The 25,448-nt window shown below is 71.2% G+C and carries 22 protein-coding genes; 14 read left to right on the plus strand and 8 right to left on the minus strand.

The genetic code is table 11. The features are described 5' to 3' along the window. Positions 1 to 147: 147 nt before the first annotated feature. The 6 genes from ACIBX3_RS24425 to ACIBX3_RS24450 all read right to left on the minus strand — a co-directional run bounded on the left by ACIBX3_RS24425 (position 148) and on the right by ACIBX3_RS24450 (position 7,624). A complete protein-coding gene (locus ACIBX3_RS24425) occupies positions 148 to 1,989 on the minus strand; it encodes a glycoside hydrolase family 15 protein (protein WP_397120624.1) in 1,842 nt (613 codons plus the stop codon). 88 nt (positions 1,990 to 2,077) lie between these two features. Continuing rightward, positions 2,078 to 2,740 carry a GntR family transcriptional regulator gene (locus ACIBX3_RS24430; protein WP_397120626.1) on the minus strand — a complete coding sequence of 221 codons (663 nt, stop codon included), beginning with the start codon at positions 2,738 to 2,740 and terminating at the stop codon, positions 2,078 to 2,080. A gap of 102 nt (positions 2,741 to 2,842) precedes the next feature. After that, positions 2,843 to 3,538 carry a DUF899 domain-containing protein gene (locus tag ACIBX3_RS24435; RefSeq protein WP_397120628.1) on the minus strand — a complete coding sequence of 232 codons (696 nt, stop codon included), beginning with the start codon at positions 3,536 to 3,538 and terminating at the stop codon, positions 2,843 to 2,845. A gap of 226 nt (positions 3,539 to 3,764) precedes the next feature. After that, on the minus strand, positions 3,765 to 4,886 hold the full coding sequence (locus tag ACIBX3_RS24440; protein ID WP_397120630.1) for a hypothetical protein: 1,122 nt from the start codon (positions 4,884 to 4,886) through the stop codon (positions 3,765 to 3,767). A 108-nt stretch (positions 4,887 to 4,994) separates the two neighbouring features. Continuing rightward, positions 4,995 to 6,257, minus strand: coding sequence for a cytochrome P450 (locus tag ACIBX3_RS24445; protein ID WP_397120632.1), 1,263 nt, complete (start codon positions 6,255 to 6,257; stop codon positions 4,995 to 4,997). Positions 6,258 to 6,271: 14 nt separating this feature from the next. Beyond that, positions 6,272 to 7,624 (minus strand): glutamine synthetase family protein, encoded by a 1,353-nt coding sequence (locus ACIBX3_RS24450; protein WP_397120634.1) that lies wholly within the window; start codon positions 7,622 to 7,624, stop codon positions 6,272 to 6,274. A gap of 200 nt (positions 7,625 to 7,824) precedes the next feature. Here ACIBX3_RS24450 and ACIBX3_RS24455 point away from each other — a divergent pair, with 200 nt between their 5' ends. The 9 genes from ACIBX3_RS24455 to ACIBX3_RS24495 all read left to right on the plus strand — a co-directional run bounded on the left by ACIBX3_RS24455 (position 7,825) and on the right by ACIBX3_RS24495 (position 17,139). Then, positions 7,825 to 8,013: a ferredoxin gene (locus tag ACIBX3_RS24455; protein WP_397120636.1), complete on the plus strand. Its 189-nt coding sequence runs from the start codon at positions 7,825 to 7,827 to the stop codon at positions 8,011 to 8,013. A gap of 2 nt (positions 8,014 to 8,015) precedes the next feature. After that, positions 8,016 to 9,224: an NAD(P)/FAD-dependent oxidoreductase gene (locus tag ACIBX3_RS24460; RefSeq protein WP_397121030.1), complete on the plus strand. Its 1,209-nt coding sequence runs from the start codon at positions 8,016 to 8,018 to the stop codon at positions 9,222 to 9,224. Positions 9,225 to 9,236: 12 nt separating this feature from the next. Beyond that, the gene (locus tag ACIBX3_RS24465) at positions 9,237 to 10,043 is read left to right on the plus strand and encodes an acetoacetate decarboxylase family protein (RefSeq protein WP_397120638.1); all 807 of its coding nucleotides are present in this window, start codon (positions 9,237 to 9,239) and stop codon (positions 10,041 to 10,043) included. After that, positions 10,040 to 11,512: an aldehyde dehydrogenase gene (locus ACIBX3_RS24470; protein ID WP_397120640.1), complete on the plus strand. Its 1,473-nt coding sequence runs from the start codon at positions 10,040 to 10,042 to the stop codon at positions 11,510 to 11,512. The genes ACIBX3_RS24465 and ACIBX3_RS24470 overlap by 4 nt, the downstream gene beginning before the upstream one ends. Further along, complete coding sequence (locus tag ACIBX3_RS24475; protein WP_397120642.1) at positions 11,505 to 12,422, plus strand: 3,4-dihydroxyphenylacetate 2,3-dioxygenase; 918 nt, start codon at positions 11,505 to 11,507, stop codon at positions 12,420 to 12,422. Before ACIBX3_RS24470 ends, ACIBX3_RS24475 begins: the two co-directional genes overlap by 8 nt. Then, positions 12,415 to 13,263, plus strand: a complete 849-nt coding sequence (locus ACIBX3_RS24480; protein WP_397120644.1) for a fumarylacetoacetate hydrolase family protein — start codon at positions 12,415 to 12,417, stop codon at positions 13,261 to 13,263. The genes ACIBX3_RS24475 and ACIBX3_RS24480 overlap by 8 nt, the downstream gene beginning before the upstream one ends. Positions 13,264 to 13,285: 22 nt before the next feature. Continuing rightward, a complete protein-coding gene (locus ACIBX3_RS24485) occupies positions 13,286 to 13,906 on the plus strand; it encodes a TetR/AcrR family transcriptional regulator (RefSeq protein WP_397120646.1) in 621 nt (206 codons plus the stop codon). A 153-nt stretch (positions 13,907 to 14,059) separates the two neighbouring features. Further along, positions 14,060 to 15,982, plus strand: a complete 1,923-nt coding sequence (locus ACIBX3_RS24490) for a heparinase II/III family protein (RefSeq protein ID WP_397120648.1) — start codon at positions 14,060 to 14,062, stop codon at positions 15,980 to 15,982. Next, positions 15,979 to 17,139 (plus strand): substrate-binding domain-containing protein, encoded by a 1,161-nt coding sequence (locus ACIBX3_RS24495; RefSeq protein ID WP_397120650.1) that lies wholly within the window; start codon positions 15,979 to 15,981, stop codon positions 17,137 to 17,139. The genes ACIBX3_RS24490 and ACIBX3_RS24495 overlap by 4 nt, the downstream gene beginning before the upstream one ends. Here ACIBX3_RS24495 and ACIBX3_RS24500 read toward each other — a convergent pair. Then, positions 17,122 to 19,023, minus strand: coding sequence for a DUF2264 domain-containing protein (locus ACIBX3_RS24500; protein ID WP_397120652.1), 1,902 nt, complete (start codon positions 19,021 to 19,023; stop codon positions 17,122 to 17,124). The genes ACIBX3_RS24495 and ACIBX3_RS24500 overlap by 18 nt on opposite strands. Positions 19,024 to 19,233: 210 nt before the next feature. Here ACIBX3_RS24500 and ACIBX3_RS24505 point away from each other — a divergent pair, with 210 nt between their 5' ends. The 5 genes from ACIBX3_RS24505 to ACIBX3_RS24525 all read left to right on the plus strand — a co-directional run bounded on the left by ACIBX3_RS24505 (position 19,234) and on the right by ACIBX3_RS24525 (position 24,174). Continuing rightward, a complete protein-coding gene (locus ACIBX3_RS24505; protein ID WP_397120654.1) occupies positions 19,234 to 20,247 on the plus strand; it encodes a hydroxyacid dehydrogenase in 1,014 nt (337 codons plus the stop codon). 70 nt (positions 20,248 to 20,317) lie between these two features. Then, positions 20,318 to 21,589, plus strand: a complete 1,272-nt coding sequence (locus ACIBX3_RS24510) for an ABC transporter substrate-binding protein (RefSeq protein ID WP_397120656.1) — start codon at positions 20,318 to 20,320, stop codon at positions 21,587 to 21,589. 67 nt (positions 21,590 to 21,656) lie between these two features. Beyond that, entirely contained in the window at positions 21,657 to 22,577 is a 921-nt protein-coding gene (locus ACIBX3_RS24515) for a carbohydrate ABC transporter permease (RefSeq protein ID WP_397120658.1), read from the plus strand. Next, the gene (locus ACIBX3_RS24520) at positions 22,574 to 23,473 is read left to right on the plus strand and encodes a carbohydrate ABC transporter permease (RefSeq protein ID WP_397120660.1); all 900 of its coding nucleotides are present in this window, start codon (positions 22,574 to 22,576) and stop codon (positions 23,471 to 23,473) included. The genes ACIBX3_RS24515 and ACIBX3_RS24520 overlap by 4 nt, the downstream gene beginning before the upstream one ends. Further along, positions 23,470 to 24,174: a hypothetical protein gene (locus ACIBX3_RS24525; protein WP_397120662.1), complete on the plus strand. Its 705-nt coding sequence runs from the start codon at positions 23,470 to 23,472 to the stop codon at positions 24,172 to 24,174. The genes ACIBX3_RS24520 and ACIBX3_RS24525 overlap by 4 nt, the downstream gene beginning before the upstream one ends. Here the strand turns inward: ACIBX3_RS24525 and ACIBX3_RS24530 are convergent. Beyond that, positions 24,171 to 25,268, minus strand: coding sequence for a LacI family DNA-binding transcriptional regulator (locus ACIBX3_RS24530; RefSeq protein ID WP_397120664.1), 1,098 nt, complete (start codon positions 25,266 to 25,268; stop codon positions 24,171 to 24,173). The two genes, ACIBX3_RS24525 and ACIBX3_RS24530, sit on opposite strands and share 4 nt — an antisense overlap. Positions 25,269 to 25,448: the final 180 nt, after the last annotated feature.

A 25,448-nucleotide genomic window follows, 5' to 3' on the forward strand; every position in this document is an offset into this window, starting at 1 on the left:
CGCCCGGCCGGGGCGGTGGGCACGCGCTCACCGCGCCCGCCGGGTCACGGATTGCCCGACCGGCAGATCGAACTGGTGTGGTACGCGACGGACGCGCCGCGCGAGCCGCTCGCACTCGCCGCCATCCAGGGTCGCAGAGGCCCGGCGCTAGCCGAGCGCGTGGTCGAGGTTGAAGGCGGCGCTGATGAGCGCGAGGTGGGTGAATGCCTGCGGGAAGTTGCCGAGCTGCTCCCCGGTGTGCCCGATCTCCTCGGCGTACAGTCCCAGATGGTTGGCGTAGGTCAGCATCTTCTCGAAGGCGAGGCGGGCGTCGTCGAGGTAGCCGGCGCGGGCGAGGGCCTCGACGTACCAGAACGAGCAGATCGAGAACGTGCCTTCCGGACCCTGCAGCCCGTCCGGGCTGGCCTCGGGATCGTAGCGGTAGACCAGCGAGTCGGACACCAGGCCGCGGCCGAGCGCCTCCAGGGTGGACAGCCATTTGGGGTCGGTGGGTGAGACGAACTTGGCCAGCGGCATCATCAGGATGGACGCGTCGAGGACGTCGTCGTCGAAGTGCTGGACGAACGCCTGCAGCGTGTCGGACCAGCCGTGTCGCATGATGTCGCGGTAGATCGTGTCGCGGGACTGCCGCCAGCGCGGTATGTCGGCGGGCAGGCCGCGCTGCGCGGCCATGCGCATGGCGCGTTCGATGGCCACCCAGCACATCAGACGCGAGTAGACGAAGTTCTTGCGTCCGCCGCGGGTCTCCCAGATCCCCTCGTCGGGCTGGTCCCAGTTGTCGCAGACCCAGTTCACCAGCGTGCACACCTCTTCCCAGCGGTCGCTGGAGATCGGGGTACCCCACTTGTTGTAGAGGTAGATGGAGTCGACGAGCGCCCCGTAGATGTCCAGCTGGAGCTGGTCGACGGCGGCGTTGCCCACGCGTGCGGGAGCGGATCCCCTGTAGCCCTCCAAGTGGCTCAGCTCGTATTCGGGCAGGTCGCTGCGGCCGTCGATGCCGTACATGATCTGCAAAGGGCCCGTGCCGTGGTTGGTGTCGAGTCCGACGTGCTTGGACAGGAAACCCATGAACGCCTCGGCCTCCTCGGTGAAGCCGAGCCGGAGCAGGGCGTACACGCAGAAGGCGGCGTCGCGTACCCACACGTAGCGGTAGTCCCAGTTGCGCGGCCCGCCGATCTGCTCGGGCAGGCTCGTGGTGGGGGCGGCGACGATCCCGCCGGTCGGGGCGTACGTGAGCAGCTTCAGCGTGAGGGCCGAGCGGTGGACGACCTCCCGCCACCGGCCCCGGTAGCGGGAGGCGGAGAGCCAGTGCCGCCAGAACCGCACCGTGGCGGTGAACTCATCCTCCGCCTCCTCCAGCGGGCAGCCCCGGGGCGTGACCCCCGCGCCGACGCGGTCCAGGGCGAACACCGCGTGTTCTCCCTCCCGCAGCTCGAACCGGCTCCAGGCGTCCCGCTCGTCGGTCTCCACGGGCACGCTGGCGGACAGGGCCAGGCACAGCGACTCCGATTCGAAGATCGTCCGTGACCCGTCCCGGCGAACCTTGTGGGGTTGCCTGGCGTAGTCGAACCGGGGCGCCACCCGGGCGCGGAACGGCATGGTGCCGCGGACGCAGGAGACCCGGCGGATCAGCCGGTGCCGGTCGGCCTCGAGCCGGTCGCCGGCGATCGGCATGAAGTCCTGGATCTCGCCGACCCCGTCATCGGCGTAGAAACGGGTGATCAGGACGTTGGTGTCGGGGAAGTAGAACTGCTTGGTGGTCGCCGGCACGTCGGCGAACAGCTCGAACGAGCCGCCTTTGTCGGCGTCCAGAATCGAGCCGAACACGCTGGGCGAGTCGAATCTCGGGCAGCAGTACCAGTCGATCGTGCCGTTGGTCCCTACCAGTGCGACGGTTCGCAGGTCACCGATCAGCCCGTGCTCCCCGATCGGGAGGTACCGGGAGTCGTCCCGAGTCGTGGGCGTCGTGTCGGCGTTGTCTGGCTGCATGTTCTCAAACTAGACAGCGCGCTCCGAATGCGGAGCGCTGTCGTACGTCAAGGGGCCGCAGATCTTCCCGGCAAGGCCTCGTACGGCATCAGGAATGAGTCGCGGTCACCACGTCGACGGCGAGGCGGCGATGGGCGGCGAAGAGTTCCAGGGCGGTCCCGGTGTCGCGGGCGCGCAAGGCGGCCACGAGCTCGCGGTGCTCCGCGGGGATGCGGGTGAGATATCCCTCCGTGCTGCGGCCGATCCGGGTCAGCAGGAACAGATGAACCTGGCAGCGGATGGCCTCCCACGCCTCGGCGAGCCGCTGGTGGCGGGCGGCGGCGAAGACGGCGTCGTGGAAGGCGATGTCGCAGCGCACCATCTCGTGCGCGCCCATGGCGCGCTCCATCAGGTCGGCAGCCTTCTCGATGGACGCGAGGTCCTCGTCCGAGGCGTGCGCGATCACCTGCCGGACGGCGAGCTCCTCCAGAGCGCCGCGCAGGCTGCCCAGCTCGGCGACGTCCTCGCGGGACAGTGTCGTCACCGTGGTGCCGCGGTGCCACGCGCAGTGGACCAGCCCTTCGCGCTCCAGCAGCCGCAGCGCTTCGCGCACCGGGCCGCGGCTGACGTCCAGTGCTTCGGACAGCTCGACCTCGCGCAGCTGCGCCCCGGGGGCATAGGCCCCGCTGAAGATGGCCTCCCGGATGCGGTCCGCGACCTCGTCGGCCAGTCCTCGGCGGCGTGCGGGGGCCACCCTGCCCTGGTCACTCACGGTGCGCACCTCCTCATTGTTCTGATGTTAACATTCGACGTCAGAAGGCCTTGACGAGGACGACGTAGACGGCGGTCAAGCCGGCCCCGTAGGCCGAGAGCCCTAGGCGTCGGCGTATTCGTCGTGCCAGTTCCACCACTCGTACGGCGGGGTCTGGGGATAGCCCTCCGGCGAGTCCTCCCACTGCTCCTGACGCCCGAGCGCGGTCATGTCCAGGTAACTCCACGTGCTCCCCAGCGCCTCGTCGCCGCGGTTGTTGATGAAGTAGGTGCGGAACACCCTGTCGCCGTCGCGGATGAACGCGTTCGTGCCGTGCCATTGGTCCACGCCGAAGTCGGCGTCGAACTCGTCGGTCAGGGTGTACCAGGGCATCGCCCAGTCCATCCGCGCCTTCAGGCGCGCGATGTCCGGCTGCGGGGCGCGGGAGACGAAGACGAGCGTGGTGTCGCGAGCGTTCAGATGGGCGAGGTTGGCGACATGATCGGCCACCATGGAACAGCCGATGCACGCGTGGTCGGGCCAGCCCTCCACGCCGGGTTCGAAGAAGGCGCGGTAGACGATCAGCTGACGTCGGCCCTCGAAGAGGTCGAGCAGGCTCACCTTGCCCTCGGGGCCGTCGAACTCGTACTTCTTCTCCACCGCCATCCACGGCATCCGCCGGCGCTGCGCGGCCATGGCGTCCCGGGCGCGGGTCAGCTCCTTCTCCTTCACGAGCAGCTGCTTGCGCGCTGCCTCCCACTCCTGCGCGGACACCACGGGGTGTGTTGGGAATCGCTCCGTCTTGCTGGCGTCGGACATGGTTCCTCCGGTTGCTCGTCTGGCCGCGACCAGGTGCGGGCGCCCCCCGGAGAACTCCTTCCTCATGGAGCCCGGCGGCCCCCTTCGCCCAGCGGCTCTTGCGGGCCCTGGCGCGGGCCTACCGCATACCCGTTCAGCGGCCGCCGTCACTTCCGCGAGCTGCTGACCGGCTCCGACGGATGAGCCGGACCTCGGCTGAGATGCCCCGTCGCGCGTCGCTGACCGGTCACCCGCAGCCGCGTTCACCCGGCTTGGCCACCGCGCCGGCCGCCGCCTCGCCCTGCGCCGCGGCATAGCCGCCCACGACCAGCTGGTTCTGGTAGATCCGCTCGGTGGTGGACAGCTTGGCGAGAAGCCGGCTCTCGCCTGTGGTGACGTTCATGGCGTAGACGTAGGAGCCGACGGGCGTGTCAGGCGTCTTGCCGGGGCGCTCCCGTCCCGCCGCCGCGACGATCTCCTCGGGGCCGAGCCAGTCGATCACGTCGGCCCGGTAGACGTCGGCGGGCAGCCGCGGCTTGACCGTGGTCATCTTGCCCGTCCGGGTGGAGAAGACCGCCAGCCAGACGGGGGTCATGTCCGGTCCGCAGGCGGGCGGCTCCTTGGGCACCAGGTTGGCGGCCCGCCCGTCTCGCGCGGCGAAGGCGCCCCAGATGTGGTATTTGCCCACCTTGGCGGGGATCTTGGCGGTGACGCTGCGGCCGTCCCCGACGGTGCGGAACGTCCCGCCATGCGCCCCCGGCCGGAACAGGGTGATCCGCCCGGTGCCGGGGTCGGCGTCAAGCGGCTCCCAGCCCTTGGGCATACGCCGGGCCGTACCGGCCTCCACCTGAGCGAGCATGGCCGCGGGCGTCTCGACGTCGGTCCGGACGATCGCCAGCCGGCTCCCGTCCCGGACGAACCTCAGCGTGAACGGCGAGCCCACCGAGCCGCGCGGCGCCCGGTAGGGGATCGCCCAGCTCTCCCCGGAGGCCAGGTCGCGGACCACGACGCGGTCGTCGCCGGCCCGCTGGTAGGCGACGCGCGTTCCGTCCGGGCTGATCGCGAAGGAGCCGGGCTCGCCCAGTGCGTCGGGATCCTTCCCCTTGTCCCAGCCCAGCGCCTCGGGGACGGAGAAGATCTGCCCGTCGGCCGTCACCAGCCGCCAGGTGTCGCAGGGTCCCGAGGGGATCGCGTCGCGGTCCTTGGGGTTGACGCACAGGTAGGCGAAGGCGGCGGGACCGGATCCGGAGTCCGGCAGGGCCGGCGGCCGGCCCGGCGCGGCCGCCCCCACGGCCGGCGCGGGCGCGGCGACGCCGGCCACTGTCAGGGTGATCACCGCGGTGGCCCGCAGGCGCGTGGCGAGTTTCATGCTTTCCCCGTTCCAACGTGGCGTTTCCCTGTTGGAGCTTGTCGAAGGGGGAAAAGTTCGTGGCCGGTCCGTCCGGATCTGCGCCCACGAGCACACTGAGCATCGGCGCTAGGCGCGCGTGATCTCCACGGGCAGCTTCTTGATGCCGTTGACGAAGTTGGAGCGCACCCGCGGCACCTCTCCGATGAGGCGGACGCCGGCGATGCGCGGGATCAGCTCCTCGAACATGATGCGGATCTCGGTACGGGCCAGCAGGTTGCCCAGGCACAGGTGCGGGCTGCCCTTGCCGAAGGTCACGTGGTCGTTGTCCGTTCTCGTGACGTCGAAGTCGTACGGGTTCCCGAAGACCTTCTCGTCGCGGTTGCCGGAGGCGTACCACATGACGACCTTGTCGCCCTCCTTGATCTGCTTGCCGCCGAGCTCGACGTCACGGGTCGCCGTACGGCGGAAGTGGTAGACCGGCGAGGCCCAGCGCAGGAACTCCTCGACCGCGCCGGGGATCAGTGACGGGTCGCGGCGCAGCAGGTCGAGCTGGTCGGGGTGCTGGATCAGCGCGAGCATGGAGTGCGTGATGGCGTGCCGGGTGGTCTCGTTGCCGGCCACGACGAGCAGCAGGAAGTAGTTGTCGAAGTCCTGGTCCGACAGGGGCACGCCGTCGCGGGGGGTCTCGTTGACGAGCCTGGAGACCAGGTCGGCGCCGGTGCCGCCGCGCCGCTGCCGGGCCAGTTCACGGCCGTACTCGAAGACCTCCAGGGAGGCGGGGGAGCGGAAGGGCAAATGCCGGTACTTCTCGCTCTCCTCGCTGTCGAACAGCACGTCGGCGTAGTCGGGGTCGGTGTTGCCGATGATGCGGTTGCCCCAGTCGATGAGCTGCCGGGTGTCGCCTTCCGGCACGTCGAGGAGCCGGGCGAGCACGTTGATGGGGAAGTCGGCCGCGACCTCGGCGACGAAGTCGAAGGAGCCCTTGGCCAGGGCCGCGTCGAGGGTGGTGGCGGTCAGGCCGCGCAGGAAGTCTGCGTACCGGCCGATGACGGCGGCGCCGAACTGGCGCTGGAGCAGGCCACGCAGGGCGCGGTGCCGTACGCCGTCCAGCTCCAGGATGGAGGCGCGCCGCCGGATCTGGTCGTCGTCGACCTCCTCCAGGTTGACGAACTTGGCGGAGGTGAAGGTCTCGGCGTCGCGGTCGACGCGGACGATGTCCTCGTGCCGGGTGAGCGCCCAGAACCCCGCGTTGGGCGCGGGCTCGGGTTGCCAGTGGACGGGATCCTCCTGGCGCAGGGTGTGGAACATGCGCCACGGCGTGACGCCGTCGGTGAAGTTGCCGGGGTCGGCGAGGTCCACCTCGTCCAGCGGGAGGGGTTCGGGGATCATCGTGCTCCTCCTGGTCACAGGTGGTAGGCGTACTCGGTGAACTCCCAGTCGGTGACGTGCCGGTGGAAGCGTTCGATCTCGTTGCGCTTGTAGGAGAGGTAGGAGGCGGCGAAGTCCTTGCCGAGCAGCTCGGTCAGCTCGGCGTCGGCTTCGAGGGCGTCCAGCGCGTCCGCCAGCGTCATCGGCAGGACGGCGGCCCTGGTGGTGTCGTAGCCGTACCCCTCCAGCGGCGCGGGCGGCTCCTGCCCGGCCCGCACTCCGAGCAGCGCCGCGGCGATCGTCCCGGCGATCAGCAGGTACGGATTCGCGCTCGCGTCGCCGAGACGCAGCTCGAAACGGGCGCCGGCGCCGCGCTCGGGCGGGATCCTGACCATGGCGCTGCGGTTGTCCAGCCCCCAGTCGATGAGCCAGGGCGCCAGGGTGTCGGGGCCGAAGCGCTTGTAGGAGTTGACGGTGGGGTTGGCCAGCGCGGCGAGCGCGGGAGCGTGGGCGAGGACGCCGGCGATGGCGTGGCGGGCCGTGGCCGACAGCCCGTACGGCGCCGACGGGTCGTCGAAGACGTTCGCGCCGCCGGAGACGCAGGACAGGTGCAGGTGGAAGCCGGAGCCGCCTTCGTCGTTGAACGGCTTGGCCATGAACGTGGCCAGCCGGTCCTCCGTACGGGCCAGCTCCTTGATCGCCGCCTTGAACAGGAAGGTCCGGTCGGCGGCGTCGAGCGCGCTCGCGTGCACGAGGTTGATCTCGAACTGGCCGCTGCTGAACTCGTGGTTGCCCATGCTCACGCCCAGGCCGAGATCGCGCAGGTGGCGCAGCGTGCGCAGGAGGTGGCCGTCGGGGTCGCCGCGGCGGCCGGCGGAGTAGACGTTGCCGGGGGCCTCGGCGTACCGCCGCCACCCGCCGGGAGCGGCGGCGTCGCGCTCGCACAGGAAGTACTCCAGCTCGGGCCCGGCGACGGGGCTCAGCCCCTGTTCGGCGCACCGGGCGAGCACGGCGCGGAGCAGGTCGCGGGGTGATTCGGGCACGGGTGCACCGGTCACCGGGTCGGTCACGTCGCCCAGGCACCAGGCGACCCCGGGCTCCCAGGGGAGCGGGGCCAGCGTGCTGAGGTCGGGTCGTACGACGACGTCGGGGAGCCCCGCGTCCAGCCCGCCCGCCACCGGCACGACGTCGCCCTGGGGTGAGGTGTGATAGACGGCGCGGCAGAAGGCGAGCCCGTGCTCGCAGGCTCCGGCGAGGTGGTCGAGCAGGACGTCCCTGGCCCGGTCGACGCCGATGAGATCGGGATACGTCACGCGGACCACGTCCACGCCCTGGGCGGCGAGGCGGGCCGTCTGCTCCTGTGTGTGCGTGGTGTCGTGAGCGCTCACCGGTCTCCTCCGGGCGGCGTAGGGGGCCGAGCACCCGAAGACGCTCGTTTGATTCCAAACGATATGGAGGGGCATCACGCCCCGCAAGTGGGGTGAGGCACATATTTATCCATTTGGATAGGTATTGACCAGCCCCTCCTTGGCTTTCTATGTTGTTTGGAGCCAAACGAGTTGGCGAGCGATGTTCAGGAGGGCCGGCCATGAGGGTCGTCGTCGACATGACCAGATGCCAGGACCACGGCCAGTGCGTCTTCGCCGCCCCCGACGTCTTCCGCTTGGACGACGCCGGGAAGCTGGCGTACGTCGCCGAACCCGGCGAGGCGCTGCGCGCGGACGTCGAGGACGCCGCCGACGTCTGCCCGCTGCAGGCCATCAGGATCGAGGCGTGAGCATGGTGGCCCGCGTCGTGGTGGCCGGGGCCTCCATGGGAGGGTTGCGTGCCGCCGAGCAACTGCGGGCCGCGGGCTACGCCGGGACGATCACCGTGGTCGGCGCCGAGCCCCACATGCCCTACAACCGGCCGCCGCTGTCCAAGGAGGTGCTCGCGGGCAAGGAGTCCTTCGAGTCTCTGGCGTTCCGGCTCCGGGCGAGCTGCGCGGACGTGGAGTGGCGGCTCGGCACGACGGTGACCGCCGCGCGGCTGGACGAGCACGTGGTCCGGCTCGGCACCGGCGCCGAACTGACCGCCGACGGCCTGGTGGTGGCCACCGGCATGCGCCCCCGGCGGCTGCGCTGTCCCGGCCCCGCGCGGGGCCGTCACACGGTCCGCACCCTCGACGACGCGCGTGGCCTGCGCGCGGAGCTGGCCCGGCCCGGTGCGCGGGTCGTCGTGGTCGGGGCCGGGTTCATCGGCTGCGAGGTCGCGGCCACCGCCGTCGCGCTCGGCGCCGCCGAGGTGACCGTGGCCGATCCCGAGCCGCTGCCCATGCTGCGCCCGCTCGGCGAGCTGCTGGCCCGCGCGCTGTACCGCAGGCACCAGGAGCGCGGCGTGCGTTTCGCCCTCGGTACGGGCGTGACCGCCTTCCAGGGCGAGGACCGGGTCACGGGCGTGGTGCTCGAGGACGGGCGGGTGCTCCCGGCCGACGTGGTGGTCGAGGCGGTCGGCTCGATCGCCAACACCGAGTGGCTGGAGGGCAACGGCCTGGACCTCACCGACGGCGTGCGCACCGACGGGCTCCTGCGCGCCGGCGGCCGGCCGCACGTCGTGGCGGTCGGCGATGTCGCGCGTTTCCCGAACGCCCGCTACGACGGCGTGCCCCGGCGGGTCGAACACTGGTCCATCCCGGGCGACACCGCCAAGCGCGCCGCGCGGACGCTCGCCGCCCACCTCGCCGGCCAGGAGCCGGATCCGGAGCCGTTCGCGCCGCTGCCCACTTTCTGGAGCGACCAGCACGACTTCCGCCTGCAGTCCTTCGGCGCCCCCGCGCTGGGCCTGGACGACGCGCGCGTCCTGGAAGGCGACCTCGCGGAAGACGTGGTCGTCGGCTATCACGCCGCCGGCCGCCTGGTCGGGATCGTCGGCCTGGGCGGGGCCTCCGTCGTCGCCAAAGCCGCCCGTCACCGCGCCGAGCTGCTCCGGCAGCCGGCCCTCACCGCCTAAGGAACGCGCCACATGACCCAGCCCCGCGGCTTTCTGTATCCCCGGACCGCGACCGGAGACTCCTCGCTCATCCCCGCGCCGCCGTGGCTGTACTCGGGGGACCTGCTCACCATCGAGTACCGCACCGACCCGGCACGGGTGCGCGAGCTGCTGCCGGCGCCGCTGGAGCCGGCCGAGGAGGATCCCGGCGCCGTCGCCCTGATCTGGGCGGACTGGCAGTCGTGCGCGGCGTCCCGCGAGGAACTTCTCGACCCGGTACGCGCCCAGTACAAGGAGGCGTTCGCGGTCGTGCGCTGCTCCTATCGGGGGCGTACGTACTCGCGCTGCGTCTACATCTGGGTGGACAAGGATTTCGCCATCGCCCGCGGCATCCACCAGGGGTATCCGAAGAAGCTCGGCTCCATCCACCTGACCCGGCCCCACCCGTACGGCCCGGCTCCCCGCATCGAGGCGGGCGCCCGCTTCGGCGCCACGCTCGCCGCCGCCGACCGCAGGCTCGCCCAGGCCGTGGTGACGCTGACCGGACCGGCGGAGACCAACGGCTTCGTCAACGGCCACCCGATGGCGCACCACCGCCTGATGCCCTCGATCGAGAAGGGCAAGGGCTGGGCGCTGGACGAGCTGATCGAGTCCGGCGCGGCCTCGTTCGACGGCGGCGTGCCCTGGCGCGGCGAGGCCGACCTGGAGCTGTTCGAGGCCCCCACGGAGGAGCTGGCGCGGCTGGAGATCCACGAGCCCATCGGCGCCTACTACCGCCGGGTCGGCGTCGTCTGGGACGGCGGCACCCTGCTCGAATCATCTGCGAAGGACGAGTCATGACCCAGCACACCGCGACCGTCGCCGGAGTCGCCGTGGACACCCGGCACTGGATCGGCGGCGAGCGCGTCGCCTCGGCCGCCACGTTCACCGACGAGTCGCCCATCGACGGCCGCGTCCTCGCCGAGATCGCCCGCGGCGGCCAGGCCGAGGCGGACGCCGCCGTCGCCGCCGCCCGGGCCGCCTTCCCCGGCTGGGCGGCCACGCCGCCCGCCGAGCGCGCCCGCCTGCTGCGCGCCATCGCCGACGGCGTCGGCAAGCGGCTGGAAGAGCTGGCCATCGTCGAGACCACCGACAACGGCGCGCTGCTGCGCTCGCACCGGCGCGGCGTGATGCCGCGCGTGGCGCACAACTTCCGCTTCTTCGCCGACTGGCTGGACGGCTTGGCGCACGACGATTTCGACACCCGCGGCCACACCAACCACGTCTCCTGGGACCCGGCCGGCCCATGCGTGCTGATCACGCCGTGGAACGCGCCGCTGATGCTGGCCACCTGGAAGGCCGCCCCGGCGCTGGCCGCCGGGAATTCGGTGATCCTCAAGCCCGCCGAATGGTCCCCGCTCACGGCCTCCCTGCTCGCCGACATCGCCGCGGAGGCCGGGCTGCCGCCCGGCGTGCTCAACGTCGTGCAGGGCTACGGGGCCGAGGCGGGCAACGCGCTGGTCGCGCACCCGGGCGTGCGCCGGATCAGCTTCACCGGCTCGGTGCCCACCGCCCAGCGCATCGCCCAGGCCGCCGCCGCCAACCTCGTGCCGGCCGGCTTCGAGCTGGGCGGCAAGTCGCCGCTGCTGGTCTTCGCCGACGCCGACCTCGGCCTCGCCGTGGACCTGGCCGTGGAGCAGTACGACAACGCCGGCCAGGTGTGCCTGGCCGCCACCCGCCTCCTCGTCGAGTCCTCGATCGCGGAGGAGTTCACCCGCCGGTTCGCGGCCAAGGCGTCGCGGCTGCGGCAGGGGGATCCTCGTGAGGAGGCCACGGACCTCGGCCCCAACATCCACGCCCGGCAGGTCGAGAAGATCGACGGCTTCGTCCGCCGCGCGCTGGAGGCCGGCGCCCGCGCGGTCGTCGGCGGCGGGCCCAACACCGACCTCGGCGGCCTGTACTACCGGCCCACGCTGCTCACCGACGTCGCGCAGGACAGCGAGATCGTCCAGGAGGAGGTCTTCGGCCCGGTTCTGACGCTGCAGACCTTCGACACGGAGGAGGAGGCGGTCCGGCTCGCCAACGGCACCCGCTTCGGCCTGGCCGCCACCCTCGCCACCGGCGACCGGGAGCGCGCCGAGCGCGTCACCGCCCGGCTGGTGGCCGGTACGGTCTGGGTGAACTGTTTCTTCGTCCGCGACCTGCGCGCGCCGTTCGGCGGTTCCCGCGAATCCGGGGTCGGCCGCGAGGGCGGCACCTGGAGCTTCGACTTCTACTGCGACGTCAAGAACACCGTGACCGCGCCGAAGGGATGGACCGACCATGGGTGAGATCGTCGGGGCAGGTCTGCTGGCCCACGTCCCCACCATCGTGCTCCCGGAGGAGGAGCGCAGGGAGCTGAACGACGGCAAGGAGATCACCCTCGTCACCGGCCTGCGGGAGCTGCGCAGGGAGGTCTTCGAGACCCTGGACCACGACACCGTCGTGGTGCTGGACTCGCACTGGGCCACCACCGTGGAGTTCGTGGTCACCGCCCAGCAGCGCCGCGCGGGCCTGTTCACCTCGGAGGAGCTGCCGCGCGGGATGTGCCGGATGCCGTACGACTTCCCCGGCGACCCCGAGCTCGCCCGCAACGTCGCCTCCTTCGCCGGCGAGCACGGCACCTGGATCACCCCGATCGACGACGAGTACCTGCCGATCTACTACGCCACCGTCAACCTGTGGAAGTATCTCGGCGAAGGGCTGCCGGACAAGCGCTGGGTCACCATCGGGGTGTGCCAGACCGGCGACATGGAGGACCACCTGCGCCTGGGCCGCGCACTCGCCGACGGGATCGCGGCCACGCCCGGCCGCAAGGTGCTGGTCATCGCTTCGGGCGCGCTGTCGCACACCTTCTGGCCGCTGCGCGAGCTGCGCGAGCACGAGAGCAGCGACCCGCGCCACATCTTCACCCCGGAAGCGCGCGCCGCCGACCACGAGCGCATCGCGTGGTTCAAACAGGGCCGCCACGACCGGGTCCTGGAGACCATGCCCGAGTTCTGGAGATACAAGCCCGAGGCCCGCTTCCACCACTACCTCATGATGGCCGGAGCCCTCGGCGAGGCCGCGTGCACCGCGCCCGCCCGCCAGTACGGCGAGTACGAGAACTCCATCGGCACCGGCCAGGTCCACCTCTGGTTCGACCGCCCGGCGGGCGGCTGGACCGCCCCCCGCACCCCGCAGGAGCCCGCCCATGCCTGAACACCGCCGCATCCTTCTCAACGGCGCCGTCGTGGAGACCGTGCGGGAGGGGGACGAGCTCGTCGCCGGCGACGGCCGCCGCGTCACGATCGACGAGGCCGTCCACCTGCCGCCGATCGTCCCTTCGAAGATCATCGCGGTGCACCTCAATCACCGCAGCCGGGTGGAGGAGTTCCAGATCAAGCTCCCCGCCACGCCGACGTACTTCCACAAACCGACCTCCTCGCTCAACTCCCACGGGGGTGACGTCGTACGCCCCGAGGGTTGCAAGTGGCTCAACTACGAAGGGGAGATCGCCATCGTCATCGGCAAGACCTGTCGCAACATCGCGCCGGACGAGGCGGGGGAGTACATCGCGGGTTACACCGTGGCCAACGACTACGGCCTGCACGACTTCCGCGACACCGACGCGGGCTCCATGCTGCGGGTCAAGGGCTCCGACACGCTCTGCCCGCTCGGCCCCGGCCTGGTGACCGACTGGGACTTCCACGGCAAGTACCTGCGCACGTACGTCAACGGCGAGATCGCGCAGGACGGGTCCACCGACGAGATGACGTGGGACATGCATTACCTCGTCGCCGACATCGCCAGGACCATCACCCTCTACCCCGGCGACGTCCTGCTGTCCGGCACGCCGGCCAACTCCCGCCCCGTCCGGCCGGGTGACCTGGTGGAGGTCGAGGTTGAGGCCCTGGGACGGCTCCGCAACCGTGTCGTCAGCGGCCCGGCCGCGATCCGCACCGACGTCGGGGCGCAGCCCACCCAGTCGGAGGAGGTGCTCTCCACGGCTCTCGGAGGCGACTGGGAGTTCCGCGGCATCCGCCCGCCCCGCCGTGGCTGACCCCGGCTTGTAGGGTCGCCGCATGACGGATTCCCCCGAGAGCACCTCACGACGCCGGGAGCGGATCTCGTACGGCGGCGGCCGCGAGGCGCTGCTCCGGGCCGCCGTGCGCGTCGTGGCGCGCGGCGGGCTCCGCAAGCTCACCTACCGTGCGGTGGCCGAGGAGGCGGGGGTGACCCACGGTCTCGTCGTGCACCATTTCGGCTCGCGGGACGCGCTGATCGCGGAGGCTCTGGCGCACAGCGTGCGTGAGTCCATCGGCAGCACCTTCGAAGCCCTCGGGGAGGAGAGCGAGGGCATGATGATCGGGCTGTCCGCCATGGTGGAGGCGGATCCCGACATCCAGGCGTTCCAGTATGAACTGCTCCTGGAAGCCCGGCGCAGGCCGGAGCTGCGGCCGCACATCCAGCAGCTGTACGCCGAGTACTTCGGCGCGACGGAACGCGAGCTGACCCGCATGCTCCCCAAGGGCGCCACACCCGCGCTGACGCAACTGGTCTTCTCCGCCCTGGACGGTCTCGTCCTGCGCCAGCTCACCCTGGGCGGCGCCGAGAACACCGACGCCGCCCTCGACGAGCTGCGGGGGCTCCTCCGCGCCGTCCAGAAGGCGCAGCAGGAGGACGAAGAGCCGGCCTCCAAGTGACGGCCGACGCGCACGGTGCCGGGTACGCGGCGCCGGGCACACGCAGCTCGTGCTGCACCGGTCCGCCGTACGATCAGTTTTCCCAAGAGAGCCCTCGTTGATTCAACTTCGATCATTTTCGATCGGTAGTATGAGCTGTCGGCGAGGAGGACAATGACGAACACCGCAACCGGCTCATCAGCCCGCCGGACGGAGACAGCACCCGGCCCGCTGCTCGCCGCCTGGAAGGCCGCGGCTTCGCCGGACGGCCTGGCCCGCACCTTGCTGCCGCCGGACGCGGCGCTGCCGGTGCCCGCCGCCGGGGCGGCGGTCTGGGACCGGATCCCGGCCGGGACCCTCGTCAGCGTCCGCGAGCGGGCCGAGGCCGAGGTGGGCACGCCCTGGCCGCAACCGCTGGCGTCGCAGTACGCGCGGTTCTTCCGCGACGGGAACCGGACGGTGTACGAGAGCAACGTGTTCGAGCGCCAGGACCGGCTGACCCGGGCGGTGCTCATGGCGGTGGCGAGCCGCGAGAGCGGCTGGCTGGACGAGGCGGCCGACGGCATCGTCCAGCTGTGCGAGCAGAGCTCGTGGTGCTGGCCGGCGCACGAGGAGTCGTGCCGTCCGCGCGGGACGGTGCTGCCCGACATGGCCGCGCCGTGCCTCGATCTCGGCGCCGCCGACGTCGCCGCCCAGCTGGCCTGGGCCGATCACGTTCTCGGAGCGGAGCTGGACGCGCGGTTTCCCGGGATACGGGAACGGGTGCGCGCGGAGGTGCGCGGGCGGGTGCTGGATCCGTTCGTCCTGCGGCAGGACTGGCATTGGCTGGGGCTCGACGGCGATGTGCACAACTGGTGCCCGTGGATCTGCGGCAACGTGCTCGTCGCCGCGCTGCGCCTGGCCGAGCCGGGAGAGGACCGGGCGCGCCAGGTCGCCCTGTCCGTGGCGGGGATCGATCGCTACCTCGCGGCGCTGCCGGACGACGGCTCCGTCGACGAAGGCTACGAATACTGGTGGAACGGGGCGTGCCGCGCGCTCGAGGCGCTCGACGTCCTGGAACACGCCACCTCGGGGGCGCTCGACGCGACCGGGATCCCGGTCGTGCGCGAGACGGTCCGGTTCCCGCACCGCATGCACCTGGGCGGGCCGTGGTATCTCAACCTGGCCGACGCGCGGGCCCGGCCCCCGGCCGATCAGCCGTGGCACGTGCCGTACCGCTGGGCGCGCCGGCTCGGCGAGCACGACGGGGTCCGGCACGCGGTGTCCCGGCGCGGGGCCGCGGTTCCGGCCGCGGCCGAGCTCGGGCGGGCGTTGCGGGAGCTCACCGACGCCGAATGGCTGGGAGCCGGAGGGGGCGAGCCGCCGCTGGTCCCCACGGTCTGGCTGCCCGGCACGCAGGTCGGCGTCGCGCGTCCGGCCGGTGGGACGGCACGCGGGCTCACGCTGGCGATCAAGGGCGGGCACAACGACGAGCACCACAACCACAACGACGTCGGCTCCGTCGTCGTCGCCGTGGACGGCGTGCCCGTGCTCGTCGACGCCGGCCGGCCGACGTACACGGCGCAGACGTTCGGGCCGGACCGTTACGCGATCTGGACGATGCGGAGCGGCTGGCACAACGTCCCCGTGATCCGGGGCGCGGAGCAGGGGCAGGGCGGCCGGTTCCGGGCTCGTGACGTCGAGGTGGTGGACAAACCCGATCTCTTCGAGGTACGGCTGGACCTGGCCGCCGCCTACCCGCTGCCGGAGCCGGCGCGATGGTGGCGGACGGCCCGGCTGGACCGGCGCGAATCGCGGGTCACGATCGAGGACGTGTGGAGCCTCGCCGGTGACGGCGACCCCAGCGTCCTGCACTTCCTGCTGGCCGGGCAGGTCGAGCGGCCGTCCGCCGGGCAGGTCGTCGTCCGGCCGGCCGACGGCGGGCGGGCCGCGCTCGTCACCTGGGACCCGGAGCGCGTGACGGCCGCGCTCACCGTCCGTACGCTGGAGGACCCCATGCTCTCGGACGTGTGGGGCGATCACTTGACCCGGCTGGAGTTGCAGTTGCCCGGCACGGCGCGCGGCGCCTTCGACATCCAGGTGGGGGTGCAGGAATGACAGTGTCAGACTCGCCGGGGCCGTTGCCGGACGAGCGCCGCGCCCAGGTGGTCGAGCTGCTGCGCAGGCGCGGCGTCGTACGCGTCAACGAGCTCGCGACTGAGCTGGACGTCTCCGCCATCACCATCCGCCGCGACATCGCGCTGCTCTCTTCCCAGGGGCTCGTCCGCCGCGTCCGCGGCGGGGCCGTCCTGCACGGCGGAGCGGTGGCCGACACGCTCGCGGGCGACGGCCGTGACGAGTCCCCGCCGCCGCGTCCGGCGCCGGAACCGACGGCGGCCGCCGAGGGGCAGGTCACGGTCGGGATGGTGGTGCCGTCGGTGAGCTACTACTGGCCCGACGTGATCCGCGGGGTCCGCGAGGCCGCGGCGGCCTCCGGAGCCCGCATCGTGCTGCGCGGCGCCACCTACCGGGCCGCCGACGAGCGCCGCCAGCTCGCCCGGCTGGTCGAGGCGGTGGGCGTGGACGGCCTGCTGGTGGCGCCGACCACCGCCGGTGACGAGGGGGAGGAACTGGTGCGATGGCTGCAGGGCGCGGGCGTGCCGGTGGTCCTCATCGAGCGCACCGCGACCGTCGGCCCGTATCACGAGACGATGGAGTCCGTGGTCAGCGACCACGCGTTCGGGGCGGCCATGGCCGTACGCCACCTGGCCGCGCTCGGCCACCGGCGCATCGGCCTGATCACCACCTTCCAGAGCCCGACGGCCCCGCACGTGCGGCGCGGCTGGCGGCAGGCGTGCGAGGAACTGGGCCTCCTGCTCGACGGCACACCGGACGCCGACACGGTCGACCAGCGGGATCCCGAGTGGCCGAAGGTGCTCGACGGCGTGATCGACCAGTGCGTCGTCTCCGGGACGACGGCGCTGCTCGTCCACTCCGACCCGGAGGCGATCAGCCTGGTCTCTCGCTCCCAGGAACGCGGCATCCGGGTGCCCGCCGATCTCGCCGTGGTGACCTACGACGACGAGGTGGCCGAGCTGTGCGACCCGCCGCTGACCGCTGTCCGGCCGCCCAAGGCGGCCATCGGGCGGGCGGCGTTCGGGCTGCTCGCGGCCCGCATGGCGGACCGGGATCCGGAACGGCCGGCCCACCGCGTCGTCATCGAGCCGCGCCTGATCGTGCGCTCCTCCTCGGCGTCGTCATCGAGCCGCCGCTGAGGGGGACAGGACGTCGGCCGTTCCGTCCGGCCAGGTCAGACGGGCGAGCGCCGGGCCGTCCCAGGACAGGACCGGCGGGTCGCCCGGCTCCTGCCCGCCGAGGTACACCGCCGCGTCGTACCACGTGTCCGGCAGGGCCGGCGCGCTGGTGGCGCACCACGGGACGAGCGTGCCCGGGGCGAGCGGCGTGGAGTCCTCGGCCGTGGTCGTGCCGGACAGGTCGAACCCGGCTCCCGGGATGACGCGCGAGCAGCCGGCGTGACCCTGGGGGAGCGGCCATCCGCCGGCCCGCAGCGGGCCGGGCCGCTCCCCGGCCGGGGCCGACAGCCGTACCAGGCGCACCTCCCAGGGACCGCGTACGGCGGAGATCACGTCGATCCACGGCCCGAGGCGGACCGTTCCCGACTGTCCGGAGCCGTGGTCACGCTGGTCGCCCTCGGGGGAGACCCAGTGGGCCTGCCAGCGGGACGCGCCGAGCAGCGTGCCGGTGGGGAGACGATCGACGCGGAGCGTCTCGAAACCCGTCCGGTGGCTGGGCCGCTCGTTCTCGTCGAGGATCACGACCGACTGGTCCAGCGGATCGGCGGCATGCTCGCCGGCGAGCAGGGGCGAGGTGGCGGTCGAGTATCCGAGCCGCGCGTACAGGGGCGAGTCGGTGAGGTGCGTCCCGGGGCGTGAATGATCGGTGCCGTGGTTGACCACGCGTACGACGCCGTCGGCGCGAGTGCCGCTGACCAGCCAGCCGGGCGCGGCCACGGCGAGCTGGAAGTCGCCGGACTCGACAGGCAGCGGTTCCTCGACGGCCGTCCACACCGGGTGGTCGGCGGGCAGGGTGAGCCCGAAGAGGCCCTTGGCGGCCCAGTACGGCGAGCCCGGCCCGGAGTACGACTGGGCGATCGGCGGCCAGGCCCCGTGCCAGCCGAGCGTCAGGACCCCGTCGTCGCCGGGCGCTCCGCGGTCGGTGAAGTGGCGGGCGATGCCGGAGGCGGCCCGGCGCAGGAGGCCGGGCGCGGGGGTCGCGACGCCCGCGCGGGCGCCGGCCCAGAATTGCGTGGCGGCGGCGAACCGGTAGGTGAGGCTGCGCCCCTGGATGAGCGGGGATCCGTCGGCGCCGACGAGGTGGACGGCGTCGTGCAGGTAGCGCTCGAGCCGCTGGAGGTAAACCGGCCGCCGCGAGTCGGCCGCCGGGTCGCCCGCGGCCATCTCGGACCACATCAGCGGGTAGAACTGCAGCGCCCATCCGGCGTAGTGATCGTAGGCGCGTTCGGCGCCGTCGGCATACCAGCCGCCCTCCCGCGCGAAGCCGTCGGAGAGCGCGAGTCCTTCCTCGATGTCCTTGCGCTCGAAGGGGCCGCCCACGGAGGCGAGGAACTGCTCGACCACGATCTGGAACCAGACCCAGTTGATCGGAGGGTAGTCCGAGCCGATCGCGGGCGCGAGATAGTCCACGACCTGCTCCCGCACGACGGGATCGAGCCGGTCCCACAACCACGGCCTGGTCAGGTGGAGCACCAGGGCGATGGACGCGGCCTCGACCTTGGCCTGGCCGTGCTCGTCGAGGCGTACCCAGCGCTCGGGCGAATGCGGATCGGTGCCGGTGGCGAGCCCCTGCGCGTACCACTCCATCAGGCCCAGCGGGTCACGCCCGCCCTCTCCGGCCACCCGGAATCCGGCGGCCAGGAACGTGCGCGCGAAGCCCTCCAGCGCGTCGACGTCGGCCCCGTATCCGCCCGGCGGGCCGGGGAACGAGATGCGCGCGTGCGAGTCCGAGGCGTAGCGCCGGGCCGACAGCAGGAGGTGATCGGCGAGCGCCGCCCAGTGGTTCCGGGTCCAGCCGGTGTAGGGCGAGAGCCGCAGGTCGTCGAACTCCCGCAGCATGCGCATGGGTGCTCCTGTGTGTGAAAAGTGATCGGACGTGATGATGTAACGCGAACGCTTCGTGCCACGTCAAGGCGCCAGGCCGGGATTTGCCGCTCATTCGATCAATATCGATCAGATAACGTGATCGTTCTGATTAACAAGGTATTGACCTGATTGAAACGATCGGACATGCTCTGCGGCATTGGTAAGCGCTTGCCGCCCGAAAGGACTCGAGTGAAGGACGCACGGCCACAGGCCCTGCTGGTCATGGACCCCGCGAAGTTCAGCGTGCAGTTCCAGGAGCCGCAGCTACGCCGGTTGCACGGTCTCGTCGAGCTCACCGACCCGATCGTGACCCACGACCTCGACACGGCCCGCGTACGGCGCCGCCTGCGCGAGGTCGAGGTGCTCGTGACCTCGTGGGGCTGCCCGGAGCTGACGGCCGAGCGGCTCGCCGACGCGCCGCGGCTGCGTGCGATCTTCCACTGTGCGGGGACGGTGCGCACGTTCGTCACCGACGAGGTGTGGCGGCGCGGGATCCTGGTGACCAACGCCGCCGACGAGAACGCGATCCCGGTGGCCGAGTTCACGCTCGCCGCGATCGTCTTCGCCGGCAAGAAGGCGCCGTTCCTCGCCCAGGACGCGCGCAAGCACCGCGACGACTGGTCGTACTCGACCCGCCGTGGAGAGCTGTCCAACCGCGGGCGCACGATCGGCGTCGTCGGCTTCTCCCGCACGGGGCGCCGGGTCGTCGAACGGCTGCGCACGCTGGAGGTCGACATCCTGGTCGCCGATCCCTACGCGGACCCGGCCGAGGTGGCGGCGGCCGGCGGCCGTCTCGTCCCGCTGCCCGAACTGCTGCCGCGCTGTGACGTGCTCACCCTGCACGTCCCGGCGCTGCCGTCCACCCGTCACCTCATCGGGGCCGCGGAACTGGCCCTGTTGCGTGACGGGGCGACCGTCATCAACACCGCGCGCGGCGCCGTCCTGGACACCGCCGCCCTGGAGCGCGAGTGTGCCGCGGGACGGATCGACGCGATGCTCGACGTCACCGACCCGGAGCCGCTGCCGGCCGACTCACTGCTGTACGACCTGCCCAATGTCATGATCACCCCCCACATCGCCGGCTCTCTCGGATCGGAGACCCGGCGCATGAGTGAGAGCGCGCTCGACGAGCTCGAACGCTACCTGTCCGGTCAGCCGCCCCACGCGGCCGTGACCGCCGACGAGTTCGTGGTTAGCGCCTGAGCCCTGAGACCGGCTCGATGGAAAGGAGACCGGATCAATGATCGCTTCGAACACCTCTGGAAGGGCCCACGTGCGACGCCACCTTGTGAAGAGCCTGGGAGCCGTGGCCGCGCTCTCGCTCGCCGTGACCGCCTGCGGTTCCGGAGGCGAGCCGGAGGCCGGCGGTGGCGGGAACGTCACCCTGAGCGTCACGGTGTGGAACATGGCCAAGACCCCCGAGTTCAAGGCCCTGTTCACCGCCTTCGAGCAGGCGAACCCCGGCATCAAGATCGAGCCGGTGGACATCCTCGCCGACGACTATCCCGAGAAGATCACGACCATGCTCGCCGGCGGCGACACCTCCGACGTGATCACGATGAAGAACGTCACCGACTACGCGCGCTACTCCAGCCGGGGGCAGCTTCTCGAGCTCACCGACCTGGTCAAGTCGGGCGACACCTCGAAGCTCGCGGGCCTGGACGCCTTCGACGTGAGCGGCAAGTACTACGCGATGCCGTACCGGCAGGACTTCTGGCTCCTCTACTACAACAAGAAGCTCTTCGACGACGCAGGCGTGAAGTACCCCCAGAACATGACCTGGGACGAGTACGCGAAGCTCGCGCAGCAGCTCACGAAGACCGTGGACGGCAAGAAGGCCTACGGCACCTACCACCACACCTGGCGCTCCGTGGTGCAGGCCGTCTCGGCGGCGCAGACCGGCGGCGACCAGCTCAGCGGTGACTACTCCTTCTTTACCGACCAGTACAACGTGGCCCTCGGCCTGCAGAAGGCCGGCGCCACCCTCGACTTCGGCACCGCGACCTCGCAGAAGTCCGACTACCGGACGATGTTCGAGACCGGCGCGACCGCCATGCTGCCCATGGGCACCTGGTACATCTCCGGCATCCTGGAGGCGAAGGCGAACGGCAAGACCGACGCCGAGTGGGGGCTGGCCCCGATGCCGCAGCGCCCGGGCGGCTCGGGCGTGACGACCTTCGGCTCGCCGACCGCCTTCGCCGTCAACAAACGCGCCGAGCACGCCGACGCGGCCAAGAAGTTCGTGCAGTTCGCCGCGAGCAAGGCCGGCGCCGAGGCGATCACCAAGGTGGGCGTGGTGCCGGCGCTGCAGAGCCCCGAGATCACCTCGGCCTACTTCTCCATCAAGGGCATGCCGACCGACGAGGTGTCCAAGAAGGCGTTCGAGCCGGACAAGGTCGTGCTGGAGATGCCGGTCAGCGACAAGACCTCCGACATCGACACGATCCTCAACGAAGAGCACCAGCTCATCATGGTCGGCGACAAGACGGCCGCCGACGGCATCAAGGAAATGAACGAGCGCGTCAAGGGCGAAGTCCTCAACTAAGGACCGGCGGCGGGCCCGGAGGCATCCGGGCCCGCCGCGTCTCCCCGAACGACCTCGAAGGACGACCATGGCTCAGGTAATAACGCAGCCGCCGCCGACCGCCGCCGCCGGTCGCCGGCGGGCCTGGCGCAACATCCTCGTCGGATGGAGCTTCATCCTCCCGAACTTCATCGGCTTCGCGCTGTTCACGCTCATTCCGATGTTCGCCGCGTTCGCGCTGGCGTTCCTGGAGTGGGACTCCTACAGCACGCCGGAGTGGGTGGGGCTGGACAACTTCCAGCAGTTGCTCGATGACCAGAACTTCCACGTCGCGCTGCGCAACACGCTCTACTACGCGGTCGGCCACATCCCGCTGACGCTGGTCGTCGCGCTCGGCCTGGCGATGGCGCTGAACCGGAAGATCCGCGGCGTGCAGTTCTTCCGCACCGCGGCGTTCTTCCCGTACATCACCTCGCTGGTCGCCGTCGCGGTCGTGTGGAACATGCTGTTCAACCCGACGGCGGGTCCGATCAACCAGTTCCTCGAAGCGCTCGGCATCGCGGATCCGCCCAAGTGGGTGGCCAGTCCGGACTGGGCGATGCCGGCCGTGATCGTCACCAGCGTGTGGCGGGACATGGGGTACTACATGGTGCTCTATCTGGCCGGCCTGCAGACGATCCCGCAGGAGTACTACGAGGCCGCCCGGGTGGACGGAGCGAACGCCTGGCAGCGCTTCTGGAGCGTCACGCTGCCGTGCCTGCGGCCCACGACGTTCTTCGTCGTCGTCATGCTGACCATCCAGAGCTTCAAGGTCCTGGACCTCATCCTGGTCATGACCGAAGGCGGCCCGGGCCGCAGCACGCTGGTGCTGGCCCAGCTCGTGTACCGGGAGGGCATCACCGAAGGGAAGTTCGGCTACTCGTCGGCGATCGCCCTGGTGCTCTTCCTCATCGTCCTCGTCGTGACCGTCGTCCAGTTCCGTATCAACGAACGGAGGAGCGCCCGATGACCACGGTGCACGAGGCTCCCCCGGCCGCCGCCCGGCCGCGCCCGCCGGCGGCGCCCGGCGGTCAGGACCGCCGCGGCCGGCGTCTCATCCGCATGACTTTGGCGTACGTCTCGCTCGTCGCCGTGGCGGTGCTGGTGCTGGTGCCGTTCGCGTGGATGTTGTCGTCCTCGCTGAAGCAGGACAACGAGGTCTTCACCATCCCCATCGAGTGGATCCCGCGGGAGTTCCGCTGGTCGAACTTCGTGGAGATCTGGGATCGCATCCCGATGCTGACGTACCTGGGGAACTCGGCGTTCCTGTCCGTCACGATCACGCTGCTGCAGGTGCTCACCGGGAGTTTCGCGGCGTACGGGTTCTCCAAGGTGCGCTTTCCCGGGCGGGACGCGCTCTTCCTCGCCTACATCGGCACCATCGCCGTGCCCTGGCAGGCGTACATGGTGCCGCAGTACATCATGATGCAGCGGGCGGAGCTGACCAACACGTTCTGGTCGATCATCCTGCTGCAGGCGTTCGGGGCGTTCGGCGTGTTCCTCATGCGCCAGTACTACATGTCGATCCCGGACGATCTGTGCGAGGCGGCGCGGATCGACGGGCTGAGCGAGTACGGCATCTACTGGCGGATCATGCTGCCGCTGTCCAAGCCGGCGCTCGCCAGCCTGGCCCTGCTCACCTTCGTGAACACGTGGAACGACTACATGGGGCCGTTCATCTACCTGACGAGCAACCGGCTGTGGACCGTGCAGCTGGGTCTGCGGTCGTTCGACGGCGTGTACGACGCCGAATACGCCATGATCATGACCGGCGCGGTGCTGTCGGTGCTGCCGATCCTGGTCGTCTTCCTGTTCGGGCAGCGGTTCTTCATCCGCGGCATCGCGACGAGCGGGCTGAAGGGATGAGCGCGCACGGGAACGGCGCGGGGCTGCGCAGCCTGCTGCGGCCGGCCGGCCAGACCACGTACGAGAAGATCTTCGACACCGTCTACGTCGGCCTCATGACGAACGTGCTGCTCGCCGTCGCCTGCTCGCCGCTGCTGGCGGCGCTCGCGATCGTCCGGGACCCGTTCGCGTCGTGGCCGTTCTTCGTGGTGCTGTCGTCCCTGTGCGCGCCCGCGCTGGGCGGCGCCTTCCGCTGCTTCGCCGCGCTGGACGAGGGATCGACGGTGGTGTTCCGGACGTTCTGGCATGGCTACCGCCGGACCGCCGCCCGCGCGACAGCCGTCTGGGCGGCCGGCGCGGCGGCCGTGAGCATGCTGGCCGTGGACGCCGTGGTGGTCTCGCGCACCGCCTGGGGGCCCGCGCTCACGCCGTTCTTCGCCACCGCGGCGGCCCTGGTGGTCGCCGTGACCTTCGCCGTCATCGTGCTGCTCGCGGAGTCGCCCGGCGCGGCCTCACGGCTGCGCGCCCTCGTCCGTCCCTGCCTCTACCTCGTGGCCCGGCGCTGGTATCTGGCCGCCGCGACTCTCGTCGTGCTCGGGCTGGCCGTGGCCGTCATCCTGGTCAAGCCGGTGATCGGCCTCCTGCTCCTGTGCTCGCCCCTGCTGTACGTCGCGTGGGCGACGACGAGGTTCATCCTCGCCCCGGCCCTGCCGGGCGACTAGATCGTCACTTCCCGGGCGCGGGCCGTGCTGCCGCGGACGACCAGCCGGGTCGGGACGAGGTCGGTGCCCGGCGGCGCGGCCTGGCCTTCGCGGATCTGGAGGAGGGCGCGCTGCACGCATCTCCTGCCCACCTCGGCGAAATCCTGGTGGACGGTGGTCAGGGGCGGGATGTAGCAGGCGGTTTCGGGGATGTCGTCGAAGCCCACCACGCTGATCTCGTCCGGGACCACGCGGCCGCGTTCGTGGAAGGCGCGCAGCAGCCCGAGGGCCATCTGGTCGTTGGAGGCGAACACCGCCGTGCAGCCGGGCTCGTCGGCGAGCGCCAGACCGGCGGTGTAGCCGGAATCGGCCGACCAGTCGCCGTGCAGGGGCTCCGGGACCGGCCGGCCGGCCGCTTCGAGCGTGGTGCGCCAGGCTCGGGCGCGGCTCTGGCCGGCGTAGGACGTGCGCGGCCCGGTCACGTGCCACACGGTGTGATGTCCCAGGTCGAGCAGATGGTGGACGGCCTGGCGCGCACCGTCGGCCTGGTTGGTGTCGACGACGCTGTAGCGGTCACCCGCGTCGGAGTCCACGACGACGGTGTGCACGCCCGGGGGCAGGGTCACGGTGCCCGTGTCGAGCAGGTGGACCTCGATGATGACGATGACCGCGTCGACGGCCAGCTCGCCCAGCCGGGTGAAGGCGCCCAGGACGTTGTCCTGGGTCGGCACGTCGATGGGGATCAGCGTGATGGCGTACCCTTCGGCGGCCGCGTGGGTGGCGATCGCCTCCACCGTACGGCTGTTGCCGGTCGAGGACAGGTTGAACAGGATGACGCCGATGGTGTTGAACTGGCCGTACCGCAACGCGCGGGCGGCGCTGTTGGGCCGGTAGCCCAGCTCGCGCATGGCCGCGAGCACCTGCTCGCGGGTCGAGTCGACCACGCTCGGGTGGCCGTTCGAGACCCGCGACACGGTCTGCGACGAGACACCGGCCAGCTTGGCGACGTCGGCCATGGAGACGCGCTGCTTGCGGCGCCCGCCCGGGATGCTCGACCCGCCGCGCTGCGCGCCGCCGCTGGGCATCGTGCCCGGCTCCCGACCGCCCCGGCTCATTGCTTCCACCTTGTCCACCCTTTCGCCGCCGCTCGAATTGTGACCTTCGAACTGGCCTTTTACGTCCGGGAAACCTTGACGACCCGTGTGGCCGGTGCCACGATACCGCACGGAAGTTTACGTAAACATAACCGTGAGATCTTCTCCGACAACCCAGGGTCAGCTTTGCCGGGCGGTCGT

Origin of the sequence: Nonomuraea sp. NPDC049480, assembly GCF_044465905.1 — a bacterium.
Lineage (GTDB): Bacteria > Actinomycetota > Actinomycetes > Streptosporangiales > Streptosporangiaceae > Nonomuraea.

Bases quoted from the DNA above. Each gene is read 5' to 3' on its own strand.
- ACIBX3_RS24425 (WP_397120624.1), bottom strand. From the start codon at position 1,989: ATGCAGCCAGACAACGCCGACACGACGCCCACGACTCGGGACGACTCC.
- ACIBX3_RS24435 (WP_397120628.1), bottom strand. From the start codon at position 3,538: ATGTCCGACGCCAGCAAGACGGAGCGATTCCCAACACACCCCGTGGTG.
- ACIBX3_RS24440 (WP_397120630.1), bottom strand. From the start codon at position 4,886: ATGAAACTCGCCACGCGCCTGCGGGCCACCGCGGTGATCACCCTGACA.
- ACIBX3_RS24445 (WP_397120632.1), bottom strand. From the start codon at position 6,257: ATGATCCCCGAACCCCTCCCGCTGGACGAGGTGGACCTCGCCGACCCC.
- ACIBX3_RS24455 (WP_397120636.1), top strand. From the start codon at position 7,825: ATGAGGGTCGTCGTCGACATGACCAGATGCCAGGACCACGGCCAGTGC.
- ACIBX3_RS24460 (WP_397121030.1), top strand. From the start codon at position 8,016: ATGGTGGCCCGCGTCGTGGTGGCCGGGGCCTCCATGGGAGGGTTGCGT.
- ACIBX3_RS24465 (WP_397120638.1), top strand. From the start codon at position 9,237: ATGACCCAGCCCCGCGGCTTTCTGTATCCCCGGACCGCGACCGGAGAC.
- ACIBX3_RS24470 (WP_397120640.1), top strand. From the start codon at position 10,040: ATGACCCAGCACACCGCGACCGTCGCCGGAGTCGCCGTGGACACCCGG.
- ACIBX3_RS24475 (WP_397120642.1), top strand. From the start codon at position 11,505: ATGGGTGAGATCGTCGGGGCAGGTCTGCTGGCCCACGTCCCCACCATC.
- ACIBX3_RS24480 (WP_397120644.1), top strand. From the start codon at position 12,415: ATGCCTGAACACCGCCGCATCCTTCTCAACGGCGCCGTCGTGGAGACC.
- ACIBX3_RS24485 (WP_397120646.1), top strand. From the start codon at position 13,286: ATGACGGATTCCCCCGAGAGCACCTCACGACGCCGGGAGCGGATCTCG.
- ACIBX3_RS24490 (WP_397120648.1), top strand. From the start codon at position 14,060: ATGACGAACACCGCAACCGGCTCATCAGCCCGCCGGACGGAGACAGCA.
- ACIBX3_RS24495 (WP_397120650.1), top strand. From the start codon at position 15,979: ATGACAGTGTCAGACTCGCCGGGGCCGTTGCCGGACGAGCGCCGCGCC.
- ACIBX3_RS24500 (WP_397120652.1), bottom strand. From the start codon at position 19,023: ATGCGCATGCTGCGGGAGTTCGACGACCTGCGGCTCTCGCCCTACACC.
- ACIBX3_RS24515 (WP_397120658.1), top strand. From the start codon at position 21,657: ATGGCTCAGGTAATAACGCAGCCGCCGCCGACCGCCGCCGCCGGTCGC.
- ACIBX3_RS24520 (WP_397120660.1), top strand. From the start codon at position 22,574: ATGACCACGGTGCACGAGGCTCCCCCGGCCGCCGCCCGGCCGCGCCCG.
- ACIBX3_RS24525 (WP_397120662.1), top strand. From the start codon at position 23,470: ATGAGCGCGCACGGGAACGGCGCGGGGCTGCGCAGCCTGCTGCGGCCG.
- ACIBX3_RS24530 (WP_397120664.1), bottom strand. From the start codon at position 25,268: ATGAGCCGGGGCGGTCGGGAGCCGGGCACGATGCCCAGCGGCGGCGCG.